Here is an 18,094-nt window from a genome sequence, read left to right on the forward strand (position 1 = left end):
GATCTTCCTTATTTGGCCTTTGCTGGCGCGTCAGGCGAGCTATCTTGGTGCATTGGCTCGTCCGCTGCCGGCAGTGTCGCAGCAATTCGGTCACAAGTGCGATGGCTGGCCAGCCCCAACATGCGGCTGACCTCATCACGTGAGCTGCCTGCCAGGAGATGGCGCCGGCAGAAGGTATTGCGCAACGTGCGGGGGCTTGGCTCTGCACCGGAGAACCCCATTGCGGCAAGTGCTGTGGCCACGATCCGACCGAAGCTCATGTCGGTGATCGGTCGACCATCGGGGGTGAGCGTGAATAGTAGGTCGCCCTCGACGGGGAGGATCGAGCGGCGCGCGCACCAAGTCCGCAATACAGGTATCGCGAAGTCGGCGAGGTGAACCGTGTGCGCGTCCCGTGCGCCGTGCGCCGACACAAAAAGATAGGGCGGGCTCGCATCCGGAATCAGATCCCTCAAACGCGCTGCTCGCGCTTCCCCCGCTGTAATACCCGTTGCGAGGAATGTCGCGACGATCGCGCGGCTGCGCAAGCCGGCCAGATCCTCGGCAGGCGATAGCAGATAGGCCTGTAGCCGCGCATCCTCAGCCTCATCAAGGAACAGGGGTGTGGGTTCTTCGTCTGGCCAGCGCTCAGCAAAGAGAAGTGCGGCCGCTGGGTTGTCCTGCCGCACGCCGGCGAAGACCAGATGCCGGCACAGGCGGTCCAGCAGCTTCACATACCGCATGCGGGTAGCCTGGGAGTACGACCGGCCGTCGGTCGTCTGCCAGAACGCGTCGACATCGGCGGTGCCAAATGAGGCGATGGTCGAGCCCCTGGTCATCACGTGTCGGCGGAAATGCTCGAACATTGCCTGATGTTGGACGATCGAGCGTGCTGAGAAGGGGCGGCGATCTGCGCCGGCCGCCTCACGCGCCTGCCAGTCGCGATAAGCCTGGGTCGGGTTGCTGAGCCAGAGGGAGTCCATTTGCGCCATACCCGCTGTTATATACTGAAATTATCTCATCTCCCACTCGTGCCGCCGCTTCGCGGCGTGTATTGCTTCCAAGAGAGGGTTCGGAACCGCGGCCTGCCATAGCAGTTGCGGCGCGCGGCAAGTTTTGCGCGGGTGCAGGCATAGCGTGGATAGGTGGCATCCAGCATGTCCGCGATCCGCTCCAAGCGGAGCTCCTGCGTGAAGCAGCACGCGAGCAGGCATTCCCAGGCGCAGTAGCGCATGATTTCCTGTAACAGCGCATACCGCTATTCGGGCGGAAACTGGAGATTGCCGACCTTCGCCCACACCTTCAGACCTGCATGGGCTAACGCCACGAGTTTGTCGGGCGGGGCTGGCCAGTTTCCTTCGGCATAGAGGGCCGCCACAGCGTTGTGGAGTATAATTTCACGTTCATGAAACAATCGTGACGAGCAGCTTCCACGCTGACCTCTCTTCTTCACGGGACGGGCCTCCATGCCGCGACCACTACCTGATCCGACGCCGCCTTCGCGCGCGACAATTCGCGCCATTCACCAACTGGGCGAGCGCATTCGAGCCACGCGGGCAGGGGAGGGGATGCCGATTGACCAGGCGGCAAGGCATTGCGCTGTCTCGATCGGCATGCTGTCCAAGCTGGAGAACGGCAAGGGCGTCAATCTCGAGCACGCCCTGCGTGTGCTGGACGGCCTGGGTTTGACGATGCTGGTCGTACCCAAGGCGCATGCGCCTTGGCTCGAACAGGCAGCGGCTCATGCGGCCAAGATCGGCGATGCGGCCAGGGATCAGCATGCCTGGCTGGAAGGCTAGAGACGCCGATCAGGACGGGCGTCATGCCCGGGTGCGGTCTTCGACCGGTACGGAAATGCCATTCGCTTGGCATGCTGACGCGCCTTATGCCTTGCTGGGCCATCCGATTCAGTGCCGATCCTGTGGGCGGCTTTTCCCCGGCTGCGGCGTGGGCGGCCGCCCATGCGTGCGGGGAAAATCGGCGAAGAAGCGCTCGTTGGGGCGGTCGCATTCGAGGGCACGGACGGCGGTCACACTTCCCTAGCGAGGAAGAGGCCATTGCCGCCGGGACAGAAAAGGCCAACCAAGACAAGGTCGAACTGCTGATCCATGGTCGGGACGGTCAGCTCCGCGAGCGCAACTCTTTCGGCAACGATCCACGCTCGATCAAGGGGTGATACGCTTCCCCCACGGGGTGGCATCTGGCGTCGCGGCATGGCCTGCGGCGATCTTTGGAGCTTCTGATGCCTGCAAACAGTATTAGCGTCGTGCCGGCCGAACATCAGTGGGCGCTACAAATAGACGGCACACCGGAGCCGCGTCAGTTGTTCCCCACGCTAGAAGCCGCGATTTGTGCCGGCTGGGCCAGAGCTCGTCGAGAGAATATCGAGCTTCACATCCAGCCGCTAGCTGGCAGCGTACGACTGCGCGCGGAGAGCGTCAATCCGGCGGACGTGGTTGGATAGGGCAGTCCGACATGGCGGCTATCGCCCGCCTCGGACGAGGCGGATATCGCTGGCAGCTGTGGCAGGGCACGCACCGTTGGCACGTTAGACGCACGGTCTGCCATAGCGGTTGCGGCGCGCACGCAGACGCGCTCGCGTGCACGCATAACGTGGGTACCGCCCATCCAGCATCTCGGCAATCTCCCGCAGGCTATCCCATTGCGTCGGATTGCACTCGAGCAAACTCCCGTAGGCGCAGTAGCGCAGGATCTCGTGGAGCAGGGCGTAGCGCTTTGGCTCCGGGAAATGCAGATTGCCTTCCTTGGCCCACGCCTTGTAGCCGGCGTGCGTGAGGGCCAATAGCTGGCCAGCTGTGCCATCGAGATTCTCGCTGAGCGCCTTCGCCTCCTGGTGCAGCGCTTTTTCGAATTCGCTCACGCGGCCTCCTGCAGCGGGTGAAGATCCGCCACGCCGACCCAGCGAGGGCCAATGCTGGTGCGACCGCGGATGATTTCCTCGACCTCCGCGTCGGCGGTCGGTCCGGATGGGCCTTGGAACAAGGCAAGCACACGGGCCTTGACGGCGGGCAGGTAAGGGGCCGCCCGGTAGATCAGGCCAGTCACGGCACCGGCTTCGATCCAGCCGTAGCGCCGGTAGAGCGGCGTGCCATTGGGGTGATGGCCCATCGGCTCGTTGAACCTCGGCGCAAGACCGTCGAGAAACGCGCCGAGTTGTGAGCGTTGCATGCCGATGCCGCCGGTCGTTTCCTGAAAGGCCGGCAGCGTGGTGTTGTATTGGCGAGCGAGCGCGGCGCGCATGACACGGCGGTACTCCTTGCCGCCGGCCAGCAACACCTTGCCGACCTGGGCTGGCCAGTTCGCCGATCCCGCGAATGCCGGCAGATCGGCCAACATCGCGTCGGCACGCTGCGCGGTCATGCGCTGGTCGTAGGGATCGATCACCGCGTGCGGATCCAGGAAGCCGTGACGTGCGGAGAGGATCAGGACATTCGGTCTAGCCTCCCGTCGCAGGTGCGCCCGATAGGAGTCGTACATCACGCCTTGGTAGAGGTCAATGGCACGCGCCTGCCGGTCGAGCTTCGTGCCGGAACAGGCAAGTAGCAGTAGCGCCGACGCGCTGGCGGGATGGACGCGGCCCGACGAGGTCGGGAACAGGGGGAGCTGCGTTTGGTGGGAGAGCATTGGCATCGTTGTCGAAGGGATGCTTTCACTCTATCGGCACCAACGCGAAGTCAAGGAGCGACGCCCGAACGGTTGGCGCTAGATTTCGCGCTTTCGATTCCGCATCCATTCCGCCGGAAATCGAGTACCTCGGGTCGTTGCGGCCCCTTGCGACGGGGCGCCTACCAGTCTCGAGGTAGACCCTTGGCCGCTCGCGGCCTTTCCACCCAGCCTGTTCGGCGGCCGAGCGGCTCGGCGGCGTCTGCCGGGGCCATGCACCCGTTTCCCCCTTCACCGTCGTTTCGTACTTGTTTTTCGTATCGTATCGTATTATTTTCAATACGATATCAACGGAGCACGAGCAATACGAAATGGCACGTCCGGGCATCACCTACGAGCAAGTGGCCGCGGTTGCCGAGGCGCTGGTCGCCCAACAGCTAAAGCCAACGCTGACCGCGGTGCGCGAGCGGTTGGGCAGCGGCAGCATGAACACGATTCATCGGTACTGGTCGACCTGGCAGGAACAGCAGCAGAAGCGGCCACCACGCAAGCTCAGCGAACCGAATTCACGCCTCCTTGCCGCGCTGGGCGCCGAGTTGTCCAAAGTCGCCGAGGAAGCGGCCGCCGAAGCGGAGGCCGCCCTGGCGCAGGCGATGAATGAGCTCGCCGCGATGGCAGCGAACGGCGAAGCGCTTGAAAAGGAGCGAGACGACCTGGCGCAGCAGCTCTTGGAAGTGACGACCGATCGCGATACCGTCGCGGGCAGGGCGAACGAGCAGGCCGACGAAATTGAGCGTCTGCAGCAAGGGGCGGCACGCCAACAGGAGGAGTTGGCACGCGTACGGCGCGCGCTGGCACAAGCGGAACTGCGCCTGGAAGCAGTGTCTCGCCTGGAGGACGAAGTGGTCGCGGTACGGGGTCAATGGGGGAGCGAGCAGGCTTTGCGCGCCGCGGCCGAGAAGGCCGCGGCCGTTGCCGAAGCCCAGCGCGCGGCAGAAGAGGCGGCTCGCCAACGCGCTGAAGCGCGCTTGAGTAGCGCCGAGACGCGGGAAGGGCAAGCACGCCAGGAACTGACAGAGGTGCACGCCGCGCATCAGTCCACGCGGGACAAGCTAATCGAAGCGGTCAGCCTGGCCGCTGAGGCACAGGCCGAGCTGAGAGCGTTGCGTGCTCACTTGGAGGCCAAGGGCGCGGAGACGTCCGCCGTTGGGAGTCAGCAACCGGACGAAGCGAGCGCGAACGCAACGGGGGCCGACGAAAGCAAACCGCCGGCGCGACCCCGTCGGCGGCGCTAACGGCGATCGGCATCTCCAGCTCGGGTCCTTGGGTGGTCGTATAGCAGAGCCGGGCGCTGCGTGAGCCTCTGCACTTGAGGCAAGCGGTTCTCGCTTCGGTGTTAAACACCCGCCTTTCAACCGCCCCGCGCGGCCGGCGCGCACGGCTCGACTGGGTTTTGCCGGGTAAGGCGTTCTGAGCCGTTCGCGCACTTTGATTTTCAAATGGTTGCACTATTGATACCACGCTGTCATGACAGACACCCGTAAGATCTTGGCGCAGATGCGCCAGGAGCCTGCCAGCCAATGTGCGGTTTTCGAACCTCATGAAGGTGTGCGAAGAATATTTCGGTACCGCCAGGCAATCGGGCACTAGCCATGCAGTGTTTAAAACACCTTGGCCGGGCGACCCACGTGTGAACATTCAGAATGACAAGGGGAAAGCCAACCAAGTGCTGAAGGCGATTGAGAAGCTGCACGAGGGAAAAAATGCCAACTGACCACTATACGTACCGAGTAACCTGGTCGACCGAGGACCAGGAGCACGTCGGGCTATGCGCAGAGTTCCCGTCATTGTCTTGGCTCGCCTCCACGCCTGAAGACGCCTTGGCCGGTATCCGGCAGGTCGTGGCGGAAGCCGTTGCCGACATGAAGTCCGGCGGCGAAGAAGTCCCCGTTCCGCTGGCGGACAAGCAATATAGCGGCGTCCTATCGCTTCGCATCCCGCCGGAGTTGCATCGTTCCTTGGCGACGCAGGCGGCGGAGCAAGGCGTCAGCCTTAACCGGCTCGTCAGCGCTCGCCTGGCTGTTCTGGCATAGGTAATGCCAGTCAAATTATCCCGGCGAAAGCGGCCTGGGCGCCATGCTACATCCTGCCATAAGTGATTTATACGGCATATGACGCATTCTTGGTGGGTCGGGATGGTGTTGCGTGACCCTTGGCAAGAGCCGATGCAGCGGTTTTCAAGGTCAAAAGACGGCTTGCAGAGGAAAAAGCCAATGGCCCGCTGTTGCGCGATGGTAGTCGCCGCATCTGTTGCGCAGAATCGCCTGGAAAGCCTTGAACTACTGTGGCCGACCGCCGCCACAGCGCAACACTTCAAAACATACCAGTTGTCAAAGCTAAGTTGAAATGTCCGGGTCGGGGGTGCGGATGAATTCTTGGACTGAGTTAAGTTGCGATTCCAAGGTGGCGCCGGTATTCGACCGGACTCATGCCGCGCAGCGACAATTTGATGCGCCGCTCGTTGTACCACTGGATGTAAGAGTTTAGCTCGTGCATGAATCCTTCTACCGTCGTGCCAGCCCAGTTGCGACAGTAGTACATCTCATTTTTCAGGCGACCGAAGAAGCCTTCGCAGGCTGCGTTGTCAGGTGAGCAGCCCTTTCGCGACATGGAACGGATGAGACCAGCCGCCTTGATGCGCTGCAGCCATCCCGGCCAACGATAGTGCGAGCCCCTATCACTGTGTACTACGGGGCTGTCGCCATCGGTGAGCGTGGTGATGGCGCCGTCGAGCATGCTATTGACCAATTGTGCGTCAGGCCTCGTGCCGATAGACCAACTTACAACCTTGCCGTCAAAGCAATCGATCATGGGCGATAGATACACCTTGCCAGCTGGAAGCTGGAATTCGGTGATGTCTGTCAGCCATTTTTGATTTGGCGCCTGCGAATGGAAATCCCTAGCAATCAGGTTCTCGGGGGCAGCGCCAATCTCCCCGCTGTAGGAACTGTACCGACGACGAGGCCGACGGACAGTAAGCTGCTCCTCCGCCATCAATTTGCGCACGACCTTTTCGGAGATCCGAATATCTCGCTGACGCAGCATCGCGTGGATACGACGGTACCCATAGCAGCGATGGTTGCTGTCAAAGATCTCGACCATGGCCTTACGTACATCGCCGTACTTATCGCGCAGCCTCAAGCCTGTCTTGTGATAGAAGTAGCTACTGCGCGCAAGCCCGACGACGCGAAGAAGCTCAGGCAACGGATACGTAGCTTTCAAGGCATCAACCACCTGTGTCTTCTCCCTGTTTGTCAGGGTCAGGGAGTTGATGCCTTGGTCTTTTTTTATTAGATCGCCCGCCTGCGCCAGGATGTCGCGCTCAAGTTGCAGCTGGCGTACCTGCTGTTCGAGCTGCGCGATTCTTTCCAGCAACGCTGCATGCTCGTCTTCAGGCGAGGCCAATTTACGTTTGCGCATAGATCGATATGCCTCGTCTCCGAGCAGTTGATCTTTCCACTTGTACAGCATCGGTCGGCTTACTCCAACCTTTTTCGCTACTTCCTCCGCTGAGCCCCGGCGGGCGCAAAGGTCAGTGACTGCCTGACGTCTCTGCTCGGACGCAAACGGCGCACTGGTGTTTGTGCTCGTGACCATGCGACGCGAGCCAGGGCGCAGCTCCTCAATCCAGCGGGCCAGCATTTCGGTGCTGGGATACCCGAGGGCTCTGCGGGTACCAACTAGAGAGCAGCCATGACCGAAGTAGTGATCCACCGCCACGCTTTTTTGCTCCAGCGTGTATCGATGCCTTGGACGGCGGTGCTCGGGCAGGTCCCCCAGTGCCTGGTAAAGGTTGACCCACCGCTTCAGGTTCTTACCCGACGGATAGCCCAGCTCACGAACGACCGTTGCCGTCTTTCCTCCATACTTTAAATACAGCTTGACCGCCCTGATGCGATCCTCGTACGAATACATGAACTACCTCCAAGTAGTCCAAGAATTCATCCGCACCCCCGTCCCGGCAAAGTTAAAATGTCCGGTTGTCCGGTGTCTGTCCAGCTTGTTTGTTCTGTCTTTTTTGGGGTTCCCGTAGGGCGGTGGTGCTGGCCTGAAGCGGCAGAGTTGTGATCAGGGTGAGGCCGTCATGCCAGCAGGGCGGATTTGAATTTCCAGGTGTCAAGCTGAAATCAATTCTCCGTTCCGTTCAGCGGCCACGGCTGCTGCTGCAACCGTTGCAGCGCTTCCAACATATCGTTCTGGCCCAGCGAGCGCTGCGACTTCTTGCCGGGCGGTCGTCCACGCTTGCGGGGAGCCCCCTCCGTGCCAGGCACAGAGAGTGACCGCGTGTTGTCGCGCTTCTCCTGAACGTATTGCGCTAATTGCAATACGTGCCCCAGGCGCTTGTTATCAACGATCGCGCCTTGATCCACTTCCGAGAGCCGATCGTAAATCGTGTAGGGCAGGGCGGCGCCATTTGCGCGTGGCTCGATTCTGCCGTCCGGATAGTGATAGACATCGATATAGCGACCGGCCAGTTTCCGATGCTCTGGCGTATCCGCCAGCAGGTAGAGCATCTTGTCGTACTGAATCGTCAGGCTCTTGGACACACAGCGCGGCTCGCGCCACGCGAAGATGAGATCCAGGTTCTCGTCGGGTCGCAGCGGCCGATGGGCGTTGTGGTCATTGCGCGGCGCCTTGGCAAAGCGCGCGTTATAGTCGGCGATGAATTCCGCCATGAAGGCATTGGCTGCCTCCATCGTGTTGATCCCACGCAGGCGCAACTCCTTGACCAACCGGTCCTGCAAGGTCAGGTGAGTCCGCTCGACACGGCCTTTTGCCTGGCTGCTGTTGGCGCAGATACCTTCGATGTTCAGCTCGAACAAGGCCCGCGCAAACTGGGTGTGGCCGTCGCCACTGGTTGCCCCTTTCTTGTTGACCCGAAAAACGCTGGCCTTGTCGCTGTAGAACGCCACCGGCTTGCCGTGGCGCTCCAGATAGGCCCGCGTCGCCGCAAAGTATGTGAACGTGGATTCCGAATGAGTAAAGCGTAGTTCCATGATCTGGCTGGTGGCGTCGTCGACGTAAACCAGCAGGGTGCAGGCTGGGGCGCGCTCCTCAAACCAGCGGTGATCGCTGCCGTCGATCTGGATCAGTTCGCCATAGCAGGCGCGCCGGTTACGAGGCTGGTAGACCTTCGGCGGCCGCTGTTTGCGCGGCACCCACAGGCCGGCCACCGTCATCAGTCGGCGGATCGTTTCTTTGGACAACGTTAGCCCATGACGCTCTCGCAGCTTCTCGGCCGCCAGGGTCGGGCCGAAGTCGGCGTAGTGTTCCCGAATCAGGCCGAGGGCCACGGATTCGCGGTCCGCTGGCATGCGATTGTTGCTGGGTCGACCGCGCCGGCGAGAAACCAGCCCGGATGCGCCTTCTTGCCTATAGCGCTCCAGCAGCCGCCGGAATTGCCGGTCCGTGATCTCCAACCGTTCGGCAGCCACCCCGGGCCGCAACTGACCATCCACGACCGCCTGGACGATCTTGAGCCTGTCTAACTCACGCATGCTTACTGTAATGACCTCGGTTCCCGCCATCCCCGGACATCCTCCATTGCATTCAACCGGGCAGGCTGAATACCATGGACAGGCGCCTCAGGCGGACATTTCAACTTTGCTAGAAGGGGGTGCGGATGAATTCTTGGACTGAGTTAAGTTGCGATTCCAAGGTGGCGCCGGTATTCGACCGGACTCATGCCGCGCAGCGACAATTTGATGCGCCGCTCGTTGTACCACTGGATGTAAGAGTTTAGCTCGTGCATGAATCCTTCTACCGTCGTGCCAGCCCAGTTGCGACAGTAGTACATCTCATTTTTCAGGCGACCGAAGAAGCCTTCGCAGGCTGCGTTGTCAGGTGAGCAGCCCTTTCGCGACATGGAACGGATGAGACCAGCCGCCTTGATGCGCTGCAGCCATCCCGGCCAACGATAGTGCGAGCCCCTATCACTGTGTACTACGGGGCTGTCGCCATCGGTGAGCGTGGTGATGGCGCCGTCGAGCATGCTATTGACCAATTGTGCGTCAGGCCTCGTGCCGATAGACCAACTTACAACCTTGCCGTCAAAGCAATCGATCATGGGCGATAGATACACCTTGCCAGCTGGAAGCTGGAATTCGGTGATGTCTGTCAGCCATTTTTGATTTGGCGCCTGCGAATGGAAATCCCTAGCAATCAGGTTCTCGGGGGCAGCGCCAATCTCCCCGCTGTAGGAACTGTACCGACGACGAGGCCGACGGACAGTAAGCTGCTCCTCCGCCATCAATTTGCGCACGACCTTTTCGGAGATCCGAATATCTCGCTGACGCAGCATCGCGTGGATACGACGGTACCCATAGCAGCGATGGTTGCTGTCAAAGATCTCGACCATGGCCTTACGTACATCGCCGTACTTATCGCGCAGCCTCAAGCCTGTCTTGTGATAGAAGTAGCTACTGCGCGCAAGCCCGACGACGCGAAGAAGCTCAGGCAACGGATACGTAGCTTTCAAGGCATCAACCACCTGTGTCTTCTCCCTGTTTGTCAGGGTCAGGGAGTTGATGCCTTGGTCTTTTTTTATTAGATCGCCCGCCTGCGCCAGGATGTCGCGCTCAAGTTGCAGCTGGCGTACCTGCTGTTCGAGCTGCGCGATTCTTTCCAGCAACGCTGCATGCTCGTCTTCAGGCGAGGCCAATTTACGTTTGCGCATAGATCGATATGCCTCGTCTCCGAGCAGTTGATCTTTCCACTTGTACAGCATCGGTCGGCTTACTCCAACCTTTTTCGCTACTTCCTCCGCTGAGCCCCGGCGGGCGCAAAGGTCAGTGACTGCCTGACGTCTCTGCTCGGACGCAAACGGCGCACTGGTGTTTGTGCTCGTGACCATGCGACGCGAGCCAGGGCGCAGCTCCTCAATCCAGCGGGCCAGCATTTCGGTGCTGGGATACCCGAGGGCTCTGCGGGTACCAACTAGAGAGCAGCCATGACCGAAGTAGTGATCCACCGCCACGCTTTTTTGCTCCAGCGTGTATCGATGCCTTGGACGGCGGTGCTCGGGCAGGTCCCCCAGTGCCTGGTAAAGGTTGACCCACCGCTTCAGGTTCTTACCCGACGGATAGCCCAGCTCACGAACGACCGTTGCCGTCTTTCCTCCATACTTTAAATACAGCTTGACCGCCCTGATGCGATCCTCGTACGAATACATGAACTACCTCCAAGTAGTCCAAGAATTCATCCGCACCCCCGAACCGGACATTACAACTTTGCCGCTACACCAGTAGTTCGCATAAAAAGATTTATGTTAAATCATTCAGTGCGACCGGGCACAGCACGCACATAACAGCGCAGCGTGGACCTCTTCCTGGCTTCTTTCCATAAATGGAGGCCTGCGGTACGCGCTATCAAATGACCAGCAAATAGAAGCGCTTCTTCTAACTTACTGAAATTATTAGCATTTATATCAGAGAGAGGCTCGTAGCTTCGAGGTCGTGAAGTAAGCTATCAAATTAGTTAGCGATTGTGACAGCGCCGGCCGCAAGTTCATCGTGAGGCCGCGACAAAAGGCCTCTAGCCGCTGGCTGTCACTCTAAACGCACGAGCCTGGCGCGCCGACTTCGACGCCGGTCGCCGCGACCTCCGACCAGGCACTCGCCTGGAGGAGTGGCTGCATCGAGGGCAAGGCCGTGCGAGGTTGTGCCATGAGCTGCTGCAGCGAAGACCATACCACCGTGGTGGAAGGGCTGCGGCTGGAGGAACTGCTCAATCGTTCAACTACCGTTGCAAAGACTTTCTGGTCCGAAGGGGAACGTTTCTGCCATAAGAAGTGGCAGCCCAGGAACAGAAGATTGGTCGCCCCTCGAGAAGTCCCAGAAGGGCAAGCCAGTAAAACTCCTGCCACGCATTCTTCCAGATTTATGAGCCCACACAAGGCCGATGGCCGACCCCTTGTTCAGCGTGGACACCAAGGACTTCGACATCGACAAGTGTCGGTTCGCCCTGATCGCCAGCAGCGCGTTGCAGATCGTGATCGGCGTGACGGGGCGCCCACTACAGACGCCTGCCGCCATTTCCGACAACGGATAGGGCACGTCCGTCCGGCCAAGTAGCGTCCATAGCGAGATCATTTTGAAGCCCGGCCCTTTGGTGTGCCTCATAATGGCACCCTCATATAACCAACGCATCACGCATGACCTCCAGCTTTCGCGTCTATATCGACGAGTCGGGCGACGAAGGATTTGTGTTCCTTCCCAACGAGCAAGGTAGTTCGAGGTGGTTCGTCCAGTCCGCCACGGTAGTTCGCACTGTGAACGACCTAGCAATGGTGCAACTCGTCAAGAACGCTAGGGAGCTACTGAGGAAGCCTGCTAAATCGCCCCTGCATTTTCGCAACCTGCGGCATGAGCACCGGGTGCCTCTGGCGCGCATGATTGGGGAGGCGCCACTGCGGCACGTGCATGTGCTGGTCCACAAGCCCTCAATCGCCGACCCGGAGGTTTTTCAGCAGGAGGCGTTTTCCTTATACCGCTACACGATCCGCCTTTTGCTGGAACGCGTGAGCTGGCTGTGCAGGGATACCGCGCGCCCTGGTGAGGGTGATGGTAAGGCCGAACTGATTTTCTCGAACCGATCGGCGATGTCCTATGCCGACCTCCATCATTACCTTGTGCGACTGCAGGGCCGGGAAGACTGCCGCATCCATTGGGACAGCCTCGACCTTGATGGCGTGCGCGCAGTGAATCACGACCAGTTGGCAGGCCTGCAGGTCGCCGACGCCGTGGCGACGAGCGCGTTCTACGCAGTCCACAGAAATCAGTATGGGGAGACGGAAGACCGATACCTGCGCATGCTCGCACGCAACCTGTATCGGCGCAATGGACAGGTGGACGGCTACGGCTTGAAGTTTTGGTGCGGCGACGCAGAAGATGGGGAGCGTCGGCGTGTGATCGCCGCGGTGCGCGACGACTGAGAAAAGACGGTTGCAGGCCCCGGATTCGAGGATCCCACCCAAAACGGGCTGCCGTCTTTCGACGACCTCTACAAGCTCCGCGCTTGCCTGCAACACCCAAATTATACGAGCCCTGATGCGATTTTCGCAACAGGGCTGGTTGGCCGCTGGTGGCAGCGATCGCGCGATGGAACCGCTCATGTGACGGATAATGCAGGTGAATACTGTATAAATATACAGTACACTGGGGGCAGGAGCTCGCCATGCTAACCGTCGCCCCAGAATCCATTCATCCGTCACTTTGGCTTGCCTCGCAGCTTGCTCGGGGCAACGCACGCACCGTTCCAACCGGGTATCCGTCGCTCGACAAGGAGCTTCCGGGCGGCGGCTGGCCGATCGGTTGCCTGACGGAGTTGCTGCAGCGCCAGCCGGGTATCGGCGAGTTGCGCTTGCTACGCCCTGCTCTCGTCGCGCGCTCGAACCGCCCTGTCGCGCTTCTGGCACCGCCGCACGCGCCTCAAGCGTTGGCGCTCGCCAACTGGGGCGTCCCGTCCGCGCAGACTCTCTGGATCGAAACCCGGCACACCGCTGACGCCCTGTGGGCCGCGGAGCAGATCTTGCGCGCCGGGACCTGCGGAGCGCTCGTCTTTTGGCAGTCGCACCTGCGTAACGATGCGCTTCGGCGTCTGCATCTTGCCGCCCAAGCCTCCGATGTCCTTTTCTTCGTGGTTCGTCCGACGGCCTGTGCACGCGATGCCTCGCCGGCGCCGCTGCGCCTGACATTGGAGCCCGCATCGGACGGAATTCGTGTGCAGTTCGTTAAGCGTCGAGGCCCGCAGCAGGAATCGCCGCTCCACATAGCGCTGCAGCCCTCCCCCATTCTGTTGTATCGCCATGCTGCGCCTGTGGATCTGCCTGCGCCTGTCGTCCCTGCCCCTCGAAGTATTCCGACCGAACTGGTCCACTGAGCTAGCGGTTGCTGTCCTGGACAGGGAGCGCGTGCATATGGCGTCGCCGCTGGCCATTGCGGCCGGCGTGAAGCCGGCAATGCGCCGCGGTGGCGTACAGACGATCGCACCGCAGACCATTCTCTTTGACCGCGATGGTTGCGCAGAACTGGCGGCGCTCGAGCGTGTCATGATGGCGATGCTGCAGTTCTCGCCCAATGTCGCTGCGTCCGAGGAGGCGGCGGTGCTTGTCGACATCAGCACCACGCTGCGACTATTCGGCGGCGTCCGCAAGCTGCGGCAACGGATGCTGGCGGCCGTCAGGGCAATGGGGTTCAGTCCTGTCGCGGGATGCGCACCAACCGCCGAAGGCGCTTGGCTACTTGCGCGCTCTGGTGGCGGAACGGCATTAAGTATGCCCACATTGGTGCGAGCGCTGGTCGGCATCCCCGTTGCGATCCTGCCGGCGGCGCGGCCGTTTGATGAGTGGCTGGACGGACTCGGCTGTCGGACGCTAGGAGACCTGCGCCGGCTGCCGCGCGCAGGCCTGCAGCGCCGATGCGGCGCCGCCATCCTTGAGGCGTTGGATCGCGCCCATGGGGAAGCACCTGAAGTCTTCGAATGGGTCGAAGCTCCCCCATCGTTTGACGCCGCGGTGGATCTTCCGGATAGGATGGACAACGCTGAGTCCGCCCTTGCCTACACTCGCGGCTTGCTGGTACAGATGGTCGGCTGGCTAACCGCCCGGCACCTGGCCATCAAGCGGTTTGCGGTCGAACTGCGCCACGAGCGCGGCCCCGCTGCCATCGCACCAACGAAGATTGAGATTGCGCTGGCCGAGCCCAACTGGCATGAAGAGCATTTGGTTCGCCTGCTCAAAGAGCGTCTGACGCGGCTGACTGTCGAGGCGCCGATGATTGCCGTCGCGGTGTCTGCCATCGAGACCGAGCCGGTGGCACCCCCCAGCGATTCATTGTTTCCAGAACCGGGCGGCACGCCGGCGGACCATGCACGCCTGCTTGAGTTGCTGGTGGCACGCCTCGGCGCTGACAATGTCCGCCAACCGTGCTTGCGTGCAGACTACCGCCCGGAAGTCGCCAACAGCTGGCAGTCTGCCACTGACAAGCCGCCCAGCGCAACGTTGCCCGCAGGCCTGCCACGTCCTGTTTGGCTGCTCGGCAAGCCGGTGCCGCTGATTGAACGCGACCACCGTCCCTTCTACGGATCGCCACTGCGTATCGTCTCACCGCCTGAGCGCATCGAGTCGGGCTGGTGGGGCGGCCAGCTGGTGACACGCGACTATTTCGTTGCGGAGGCGAAGGACCACACCTGCTACTGGATCTTTCAGGAACGCATGGGCAGCCGAGAAGGCGATGAGGCTCGGTGGTATCTGCATGGCCTCTTCGGCTGAAAACCATGGACATCAACGCCAAGGCAGGTCTGCCCGCCTACGCGGAACTGCACTGCCGCTCCAACTTCTCCTTCCTCGCCGGCGCCTCACGGCCGGAAGAGCTCGCTGAGCGCGCCGCTCAGTTGGGCTACCACGCGCTCGCCATCACGGACGAGTGCTCGCTAGCGGGCATCGTTCGTGCCCACACAGAGGCCAGGAATGCCGGCCTTCGCCTTGTAATTGGCGCCTGGTTCCGGCTGCAGAACGCCGACGGCTCTCCCGCGCTCTCATTCCTTGCGCTTGCCCGTAACCGCGAAGGTTATGGCAACTTGTGCGAACTGATCACGCTCGCGCGCATGCGCGCCGCCAAGGGTTCCTATGTGCTGACCCCACGCGACTTGGCCGCGCCCGAAGCGCCGTCCGAGCATCTGAAGGGGCTGCCAGATTGCTTGATCGTGTTCACGCCGGACTATGGCGTGGCGGCCGAGAAGCTGGAGGCGCAATCGGCATGGGTGAGCGCGACTTTTGCTGGCAGGGCGTGGATGGGATTGAGCCTGCTCTACAAGCCGATGGACGATATCCACCGCGGCACGGTCGAAGCGGCCGCGGCGCGACATCACCTGCGCATCGTCGCCACTGGCAACGTCACCATGCACGTACGCTCGCGCAAGCCGATGCATGACGTGCTGACTGCCATCCGTGTGCATCGCCCGGTTCCCGAATGTGGGTATGACCTCCTGCCTAACGCCGAGCAGCACCTGCGCTCCCGCTTGCGACTCGCCAACATTTACCCGCACCGCTACCTGACGGAGTCGGTCCACATTGCAAACCTGTGTCAATTTTCGCTGGACGAGCTCCGTTACGAGTATCCCGAAGAAGTGGTGCCGGATGGCGTCACGCCGTCCGACTATCTGCGGGGCGAAGCCTATGTCGGCGCGCACCGTCGCTATCCGGACGGCATCCCCCTTGCCGTCCAGCAGCAACTCGAACATGAATTCGCACTGATCCGCGACATGTCGTATGAACCCTATTTCCTGACGGTCTACGACATCGTGCGGTTCGCCCGCTCCAACGGCATTCTCTGCCAGGGTCGCGGGTCCGCAGCCAATTCCGCCGTCTGCTACTGTCTCGGCATTACCGAAGTTGACCCGGCACGCGGCAACCTGCTGTTCGAGCGGTTCATTTCAAAAGAGCGCGCCGAGCCGCCCGATATCGACGTCGACTTCGAGCATCAGCGCCGCGAGGAGGTGATCCAGTACCTGTATCGCAAGTACGGGAGGGACCGCGCGGCACTGGCTGCCGCGGTGACCACCTACCGGCCTCGCAGCGCGCTGCGCGACACAGGCAAGGCATTAGGTGTGGATCCCGCGATCGTCGACCTGGTCGCGAAATCTCACCATTGGTTCGACAGCAAAGCGGATCTCCTTAAGCGTTTTGGCGAAAGCGGCGTGGATACGGAAGCGGCATTGTCCCAACGCTGGGCACACATGGCCGTGTCGCTGCTTGGCTTCCCGCGGCATCTCTCCCAGCACACAGGAGGTTTTGTGCTCGCGCGTGGCAAGCTTTCCAGGCTGGTGCCAATCGAGAACGCGGCCATGGCCGATCGCAGCGTGATCCAGTGGGACAAGGACGACCTTGACGCCTTGGGGTTGCTCAAGGTTGATGTCCTCGCGCTCGGCATGCTGTCTGCGATCCGGCGAGCCCTGGATCTGGTGACGCAACAACGCGGAGAAGCCTTTGAGCTGCAGGACATTCCAGCGGAAGATCCGAAGACCTACGAGATGATTTCGCGGGCGGATACGGTGGGCGTGTTCCAGATTGAGTCGCGCGCCCAGATGTCGATGCTGCCCCGCTTGAAGCCGCGCACCTTCTATGACCTCGTCATCGAAGTGGCGATCGTTCGGCCGGGCCCGGTTCAGGGTGGCATGGTGCATCCCTACCTGCGTCGCCGGCAGGGCTTGGAGCCGGTCAGCTATCCGAGCCCGGAGATGGAGCAAGCCCTGTCCCGCACGCTGGGTGTACCGATCTTTCAGGAACAGGTGATGCAGGTAGCCATGCTGGCGGCAGGCTTCTCAGCTGGGGAAGCGGATCAACTGCGTCGCGCCATGGCCGCCTGGAAGCGAAAAGGTGGGTTGGAGCGATACCACGAACGCATCGTGACGGGCATGCTCGAGCGCGGCTACGATCTGGAGTTCGCGGAGAGCATCTTCCGGCAGATCCAGGGCTTCGGCGAGTACGGCTTTCCGGAAAGCCATGCAGCAAGCTTCGCACTTCTCGTCTACGCGAGTGCGTGGCTCAAGTGCCACGAGCCTGACGCCTTCCTCTGCGCCATGCTGAATAGCCAGCCGATGGGCTTCTACACGCCATCCCAGCTGGTGCAGGACGCCAAGCGCCATGGCGTCACGGTTCTTCCTGTTGATGTGACAGTGAGTGGCTGGGACGCCAGCCTGGAAAGTCATGAAGGCTCGGTGCTGGCTGTACGCCTGGGCCTCTCGCAGCTGAGGGGCATGCGCCGCGAAGCGGCCGAACGCATCGAAACGGCACGCGCACTCCGGCCCTTCGCCTCCGTCAAGGTTCTTGCTCGCAGAGCGTCGCTAGACCGGCACGATGTCAATGTACTGGCCGCTGGCAATGCGTTGATTGGCCTTACGGGTAGTCGACGCCAGGCGATGTGGCAGGCGGCTGCAGCGGTACCTGACAAGGATCTGCTGCGGCCCGCGGATCTGGACGAGCCAATGCCCGAACTCTCACAGCCAACGGAAGGCGAGGAGATCGTCAGCGACTATCGCTCGCTCGGCCTCACGCTGAACCGCCACCCGCTTGCCCTGCTCCGCCACAAGCTTGCTGCATTGCGCTTTGTGCCCGCCGACGTGCTTGCCACCTACGCGACGCGGCAGATTGCCCGTGGCTGCGGAATCGTGACCGTACGGCAGCGGCCGAGCACGGCGAATGGCGTGGTCTTCTTGTCATTGGAGGACGAGACCGGTACCGTCAGCGTCATCGTCTGGCCGTCCGTGATGGAGAAGTACCGACGCGAGGTATTGACGGCCTCCCTACTCGGTGTCTATGGCCAGTGGCAATGCGAAGGCGAGGTGCGGCACCTGATCGCGCAACGCTTTGTCGACTTGTCGCCCATGCTTGGATCCCTGGACACCGCGAGCAGGAATTTCTGCTAACAGTATC

At 61.4% G+C, this 18,094-nt stretch carries 17 protein-coding genes; 11 read left to right on the plus strand and 6 right to left on the minus strand.

The features are described from left to right. Nucleotides 1-8: 8 nt before the first annotated feature. Complete coding sequence (locus AC3WRR_RS12975) at nucleotides 9-971, minus strand: tyrosine-type recombinase/integrase (RefSeq protein ID WP_070940836.1); 963 nt, start codon at nucleotides 969-971, stop codon at nucleotides 9-11. Nucleotides 972-1,547: 576 nt separating this feature from the next. Here AC3WRR_RS12975 and AC3WRR_RS12980 point away from each other — a divergent pair. From AC3WRR_RS12980 to AC3WRR_RS12990, 3 genes are all read left to right on the plus strand, one after another. After that, entirely contained in the window at nucleotides 1,548-1,778 is a 231-nt protein-coding gene (locus tag AC3WRR_RS12980; protein ID WP_233528059.1) for an XRE family transcriptional regulator, read from the plus strand. Nucleotides 1,779-1,864: 86 nt separating this feature from the next. Further along, complete coding sequence (locus AC3WRR_RS12985) at nucleotides 1,865-2,155, plus strand: DUF2188 domain-containing protein (protein ID WP_081050317.1); 291 nt, start codon at nucleotides 1,865-1,867, stop codon at nucleotides 2,153-2,155. 66 nt (nucleotides 2,156-2,221) lie between these two features. After that, nucleotides 2,222-2,443, plus strand: coding sequence for a DUF2188 domain-containing protein (locus AC3WRR_RS12990; protein ID WP_081050298.1), 222 nt, complete (start codon nucleotides 2,222-2,224; stop codon nucleotides 2,441-2,443). An 84-nt stretch (nucleotides 2,444-2,527) separates the two neighbouring features. Here AC3WRR_RS12990 and AC3WRR_RS12995 read toward each other — a convergent pair whose 3' ends face one another. Both AC3WRR_RS12995 and AC3WRR_RS13000 read right to left on the minus strand, forming a co-directional pair. Then, nucleotides 2,528-2,860 (minus strand): hypothetical protein, encoded by a 333-nt coding sequence (locus AC3WRR_RS12995; RefSeq protein ID WP_233528058.1) that lies wholly within the window; start codon nucleotides 2,858-2,860, stop codon nucleotides 2,528-2,530. After that, the gene (locus AC3WRR_RS13000) at nucleotides 2,857-3,624 is read right to left on the minus strand and encodes a DUF6884 domain-containing protein (protein WP_233528057.1); all 768 of its coding nucleotides are present in this window, start codon (nucleotides 3,622-3,624) and stop codon (nucleotides 2,857-2,859) included. The genes AC3WRR_RS12995 and AC3WRR_RS13000 overlap by 4 nt, the downstream gene beginning before the upstream one ends. Before the next feature lie 287 nt (nucleotides 3,625-3,911). Between AC3WRR_RS13000 and AC3WRR_RS13005 the strand changes: the two genes are divergently transcribed. The 3 genes from AC3WRR_RS13005 (at nucleotide 3,912) to AC3WRR_RS13015 (ending at nucleotide 5,696) form a co-directional block, all read left to right on the plus strand. Then, nucleotides 3,912-4,898: a DNA-binding protein gene (locus AC3WRR_RS13005; RefSeq protein WP_233528056.1), complete on the plus strand. Its 987-nt coding sequence runs from the start codon at nucleotides 3,912-3,914 to the stop codon at nucleotides 4,896-4,898. A gap of 305 nt (nucleotides 4,899-5,203) precedes the next feature. Then, the gene (locus AC3WRR_RS13010) at nucleotides 5,204-5,377 is read left to right on the plus strand and encodes a toxin HicA (RefSeq protein ID WP_233528055.1); all 174 of its coding nucleotides are present in this window, start codon (nucleotides 5,204-5,206) and stop codon (nucleotides 5,375-5,377) included. Beyond that, entirely contained in the window at nucleotides 5,367-5,696 is a 330-nt protein-coding gene (locus tag AC3WRR_RS13015) for a type II toxin-antitoxin system HicB family antitoxin (RefSeq protein ID WP_058698124.1), read from the plus strand. The genes AC3WRR_RS13010 and AC3WRR_RS13015 overlap by 11 nt, the downstream gene beginning before the upstream one ends. Nucleotides 5,697-6,048: 352 nt before the next feature. Here the strand turns inward: AC3WRR_RS13015 and AC3WRR_RS13020 are convergent, their stop codons facing one another. From AC3WRR_RS13020 to AC3WRR_RS13030, 3 genes are all read right to left on the minus strand, one after another. After that, complete coding sequence (locus AC3WRR_RS13020) at nucleotides 6,049-7,578, minus strand: IS3 family transposase (RefSeq protein WP_058698951.1); 1,530 nt, start codon at nucleotides 7,576-7,578, stop codon at nucleotides 6,049-6,051. 212 nt (nucleotides 7,579-7,790) lie between these two features. Further along, nucleotides 7,791-9,191: an ISNCY family transposase gene (locus AC3WRR_RS13025; protein WP_058698950.1), complete on the minus strand. Its 1,401-nt coding sequence runs from the start codon at nucleotides 9,189-9,191 to the stop codon at nucleotides 7,791-7,793. Between the two features lie 113 nt (nucleotides 9,192-9,304). Beyond that, nucleotides 9,305-10,834, minus strand: a complete 1,530-nt coding sequence (locus tag AC3WRR_RS13030) for an IS3 family transposase (protein WP_058698951.1) — start codon at nucleotides 10,832-10,834, stop codon at nucleotides 9,305-9,307. A 728-nt stretch (nucleotides 10,835-11,562) separates the two neighbouring features. On the opposite strand from AC3WRR_RS13030, the gene AC3WRR_RS13035 reads away from it, so the two are divergent. From AC3WRR_RS13035 to AC3WRR_RS13055, 5 genes are all read left to right on the plus strand, one after another. Next, a complete protein-coding gene (locus AC3WRR_RS13035; protein WP_158577658.1) occupies nucleotides 11,563-11,712 on the plus strand; it encodes a hypothetical protein in 150 nt (49 codons plus the stop codon). Nucleotides 11,713-11,815: 103 nt separating this feature from the next. After that, entirely contained in the window at nucleotides 11,816-12,595 is a 780-nt protein-coding gene (locus AC3WRR_RS13040) for a DUF3800 domain-containing protein (protein WP_058697666.1), read from the plus strand. Between the two features lie 242 nt (nucleotides 12,596-12,837). Further along, nucleotides 12,838-13,542, plus strand: a complete 705-nt coding sequence (gene imuA / locus AC3WRR_RS13045; RefSeq protein ID WP_058697665.1) for a translesion DNA synthesis-associated protein ImuA — start codon at nucleotides 12,838-12,840, stop codon at nucleotides 13,540-13,542. Continuing rightward, nucleotides 13,469-14,932, plus strand: a complete 1,464-nt coding sequence (locus AC3WRR_RS13050) for a Y-family DNA polymerase (protein ID WP_058697664.1) — start codon at nucleotides 13,469-13,471, stop codon at nucleotides 14,930-14,932. The genes imuA and AC3WRR_RS13050 overlap by 74 nt, the downstream gene beginning before the upstream one ends. A gap of 5 nt (nucleotides 14,933-14,937) precedes the next feature. Beyond that, nucleotides 14,938-18,087, plus strand: a complete 3,150-nt coding sequence (locus AC3WRR_RS13055) for an error-prone DNA polymerase (RefSeq protein WP_058697663.1) — start codon at nucleotides 14,938-14,940, stop codon at nucleotides 18,085-18,087. The last annotated feature ends 7 nt before the right edge of the window (nucleotides 18,088-18,094 follow it).

It is taken from the genome of Cupriavidus sp. FW305-3-2-15-C-LB2 (assembly GCF_058787575.1).

Excerpts from the sequence above, each read along its gene's own strand:
- AC3WRR_RS13000 (WP_233528057.1), bottom strand. The coding sequence starts at position 3,624 with ATGCTCTCCCACCAAACGCAGCTCCCCCTGTTCCCGACCTCGTCGGGC.
- AC3WRR_RS12975 (WP_070940836.1), bottom strand. The coding sequence starts at position 971 with ATGGCGCAAATGGACTCCCTCTGGCTCAGCAACCCGACCCAGGCTTAT.
- AC3WRR_RS13020 (WP_058698951.1), bottom strand. The coding sequence starts at position 7,578 with ATGTATTCGTACGAGGATCGCATCAGGGCGGTCAAGCTGTATTTAAAG.
- AC3WRR_RS13015 (WP_058698124.1), top strand. The coding sequence starts at position 5,367 with ATGCCAACTGACCACTATACGTACCGAGTAACCTGGTCGACCGAGGAC.
- AC3WRR_RS13035 (WP_158577658.1), top strand. The coding sequence starts at position 11,563 with ATGGCCGACCCCTTGTTCAGCGTGGACACCAAGGACTTCGACATCGAC.
- AC3WRR_RS13055 (WP_058697663.1), top strand. The coding sequence starts at position 14,938 with ATGGACATCAACGCCAAGGCAGGTCTGCCCGCCTACGCGGAACTGCAC.
- AC3WRR_RS13030 (WP_058698951.1), bottom strand. The coding sequence starts at position 10,834 with ATGTATTCGTACGAGGATCGCATCAGGGCGGTCAAGCTGTATTTAAAG.
- AC3WRR_RS13050 (WP_058697664.1), top strand. The coding sequence starts at position 13,469 with ATGCTGCGCCTGTGGATCTGCCTGCGCCTGTCGTCCCTGCCCCTCGAA.
- AC3WRR_RS12985 (WP_081050317.1), top strand. The coding sequence starts at position 1,865 with ATGCCTTGCTGGGCCATCCGATTCAGTGCCGATCCTGTGGGCGGCTTT.
- AC3WRR_RS13040 (WP_058697666.1), top strand. The coding sequence starts at position 11,816 with ATGACCTCCAGCTTTCGCGTCTATATCGACGAGTCGGGCGACGAAGGA.
- AC3WRR_RS13010 (WP_233528055.1), top strand. The coding sequence starts at position 5,204 with ATGAAGGTGTGCGAAGAATATTTCGGTACCGCCAGGCAATCGGGCACT.
- AC3WRR_RS12990 (WP_081050298.1), top strand. The coding sequence starts at position 2,222 with ATGCCTGCAAACAGTATTAGCGTCGTGCCGGCCGAACATCAGTGGGCG.
- imuA (WP_058697665.1), top strand. The coding sequence starts at position 12,838 with ATGCTAACCGTCGCCCCAGAATCCATTCATCCGTCACTTTGGCTTGCC.
- AC3WRR_RS13025 (WP_058698950.1), bottom strand. The coding sequence starts at position 9,191 with ATGGCGGGAACCGAGGTCATTACAGTAAGCATGCGTGAGTTAGACAGG.
- AC3WRR_RS12980 (WP_233528059.1), top strand. The coding sequence starts at position 1,548 with ATGCCGATTGACCAGGCGGCAAGGCATTGCGCTGTCTCGATCGGCATG.